The organism is Spiroplasma sp. hy2, from assembly GCF_044714365.1.
GTDB classification, from domain to species: domain Bacteria; phylum Bacillota_I; class Bacilli_A; order Mycoplasmatales; family Mycoplasmataceae; genus Spiroplasma; species Spiroplasma phoeniceum.
In genome coordinates, this window is the sequence record NZ_RXFZ02000126.1 from 1 (window position 1) to 3,028 (window position 3,028).

Here is a 3,028-nt window from a genome sequence, read left to right on the forward strand (position 1 = left end):
TWTWATTNTGTAATTATTTTTTTCATTAATTATTTACCTCCATATATTAAAAATATACCTAATTTTAGGTATATTTTATAAATATCAAGAGTTTTCGACAAAATTAAAGAAAATTTTTAAATTTAAGTATTTTCTACTATAATTATTAAAACTATAAAATTAATGTTTGATCAATATTTCTAAATAATATAATCATACAAATTTTAAGGAAAGAGAAAGGAACATAAGTAGATGAAAAAAGCAGTTTTTTCTGATTTGGATGGAACTTTATTAAAAGATAATCATCGGTTTAGTCGGTTAACAAAAAAAACAGTTAATTCAATTCAAAAAAAAGGAATCCCTTTTGTTGTTACAACAGGGCGCCTAGCTAATGATGCAATTCGTCAAGCACGAAAACTAAAAGTTCATAAGTATGATGGTTATGTTTTGGCAAATAATGGAGCAAGTGCTTATTCTTTTAAGACTAATAGTTTTTTATGAATGATGATTTTTACAACAGCAGAAATTAAAACCATTTTTGATTTTACTTATCGCAAATATAAAGTTCATTTTTTTAGTAATAATAGTACTTATGTTTACGAATATGGTGAGAATTCTTATTATTGATCAAAAATAATGCGAACAAAATATAAAATTATCACCAAGGTCGCTGATATTACAGAAGATATTACACATGCTAGTGTTATTGCCCATCAGTCCTTAGATGATAAGGGTGCTAGTGAATTAATGACAAAGTTACGACAATTATTACCGCAATTAGATATTACTCAATATAATAATCGTGTTTTTGAAATTGCTTGCAAGGGGATTTCAAAAGGTAGTGCCTTGCAATTTTTATCCCATCATATTGGAATTGATATTAGTCAAACTTATTCATTTGGTGATTCTTATAATGATCTTGAATTAATTCGTCAAGCTGGAGTTGGGATTGCGGTTAGCAATGCGATTGATGAGTTAAAAACAATGGCAAATGAAGTAACATTATCAAATCGTGAAAATGGGCCAGCAAAATATTTGCAACAGTTTTTCTTAAAAAAATAGTACTTTTATGATATGATAAAAAAAGCAAGAGAATTCAGTAAAGGAGAGAATTAAAATGGCTGTAAATGAAGTAAAAAATATTGATGAATTCGAAAAAACGATTGGTGATACAAAGTTAACTTTAGTTGATTTTTATGCTGATTGATGTGGACCATGTAAAATGATTGCTCCAATTATTAATGAATTAGCAAAAACGCGTAGTGATGTTAATTTTATTAAAGTTAATGTTGATGTTTTACAAGATCTTGCTCAGCATTATGGAATTTTATCAATCCCAACATTAATTACCTTTCAAAATGGAAATGAATTAAAACGTAAAACAGGATTTGTAACTGTTAACGAAATTGAACAAGATTTATTAAGTTAACAAAGTTTTTACTAATAATTTAAAAAGGAGAAGGTGAATAAAAAATGGCAATGTCAATGAAGAAACGTCGTCGTTTAATGGCAGAGAAAAAAGCGGCGAAAATCTTGGCTCGTAAAGAAGCTGCAAAAAAACAAAAAGAAGAAACAAAAGTTTCAAAGTAGGATATTTAATTTTTAATGGATAATGTTTAATTTAATGAAGATATAGTAATGAACTTTTTAAATCAAAAATTTATTAAATCATCAATTATAACCCTAATTTATCTAAGGATTTTTATAAAATTAAAAAATATTTTATAATAAAAAACACTTAATTATGTTAAATTTTTTAAATATAATTAAGTGTTTTTTTATTTAAAAACAGTTTATAAAATAGTAATAATAAATTTAGAAATAAAAAAGTAGTTTTTATTTTATCCTAAAATAGAAAACACAACAGCAGAAATTAAAGCAAAACCAAAGTTAATTCCAAGCGTAGCAAGCAGAATAAAACCTTTTTTCTTTAAATATCAGACATAACCATTATATTCCGTTTTCAAATGTGAATATTTTGTAATAATATGAAAACCAAGGTCTGCTTGTCAGGGTGCTAATTCTTTTGTTGTATTTAGTTTTCGGAGTGGATTTTTAACTAGAATTCAGTTAGTAATAAACATTACTAAAATAATAATAATTAGAATACCAAAGAAAATTTGCGATAAGTCACCATTACTTAACTGTAATTGTTTTTGACATAATATTAGTGGCGTCATGATGCTAACTTGGATTAATAAAAAAATAATATTAGTAATTAAACTAATAATTCAAAAATTTTTAAGAGATGTTTTCATTAGTTAATTAAATTTTTTAGGAAAATTTTTATTAAGTAAGTTAAAAAATGCTAACAAATTCATCCTCAGCAATTCGTAAGCGAGGGAAACTTGTTCCTTTAACATTGTCATCATAATATCCAAATAGCATTCCTAACGATAAATGTCATTTTGTTGGGTCCACAATATTATGCTTTGTAAAAAATGAGGTTGCTTGCAGTGGCGTAATTCCGCCCATAATACTTGATTCAATTTTTAATTCAGCAACTTGTAATGCCATAAAACTAGCGACAAGATGTGTTTGTTCATCCGAAAACATATCTGGACTTGGATAACTTTTTAAGTAATTACTCATTCCTCGCACATTTGTTTTTAATGTTTCACCACTAAAAATTCGTTCTAAGCGATTGGTTAAAAATTCTTCAGATGTTAAATAATTACCATTTGCTCCTAATAGTAATGCTAAAATTGGGGTATCCTTTACTTTTTGTTGATTGCCAGGCATAAAACAATTTAATGCTGCTTGTTCTTTTAATTTTTGATCTTTGATAATAATAACTTTTACTGGTTCTAAGCCATTAGAACTAGGTGCTAAGGCTCCAGTTGTTAAAATTGTTTTTAAATCACTTTCACTAACTGCTTTTGTTTTATCATAATTTATTTATAAATTTATTATACGCTAATAAAAATATAATTAAAAGTGCTTAAATCTTTAATTTTGTCGAAAACTCTTGATGAAATAAAAAAAATCATCAATATGACAATTTGAAAACTAATTTTGTGTAAGATTATGATTTTGCTTTAAATTTTAA

4 protein-coding genes are annotated in these 3,028 nt (G+C 25.9%); 2 read left to right on the plus strand and 2 right to left on the minus strand.

Features of this window, described 5'->3' with window-relative positions; genetic code table 4:
• The first annotated feature begins 231 nt into the window (after positions 1-231).
• A complete protein-coding gene (locus EHV01_RS04355) occupies positions 232-1,041 on the plus strand; it encodes a Cof-type HAD-IIB family hydrolase (RefSeq protein ID WP_114565339.1) in 810 nt (269 codons plus the stop codon).
• 55 nt (positions 1,042-1,096) lie between these two features.
• On the plus strand, positions 1,097-1,408 hold the full coding sequence (gene trxA / locus EHV01_RS04360) for a thioredoxin (RefSeq protein ID WP_422066369.1): 312 nt from the start codon (positions 1,097-1,099) through the stop codon (positions 1,406-1,408).
• A gap of 412 nt (positions 1,409-1,820) precedes the next feature.
• Here the strand turns inward: trxA and EHV01_RS04365 are convergent, their stop codons facing one another.
• Positions 1,821-2,237 (minus strand): hypothetical protein, encoded by a 417-nt coding sequence (locus EHV01_RS04365; protein WP_422066370.1) that lies wholly within the window; start codon positions 2,235-2,237, stop codon positions 1,821-1,823.
• A gap of 40 nt (positions 2,238-2,277) precedes the next feature.
• On the minus strand, positions 2,278-2,877 hold the full coding sequence (locus tag EHV01_RS04370) for a nitroreductase family protein (protein WP_422066371.1): 600 nt from the start codon (positions 2,875-2,877) through the stop codon (positions 2,278-2,280).
• Positions 2,878-3,028: the final 151 nt, after the last annotated feature.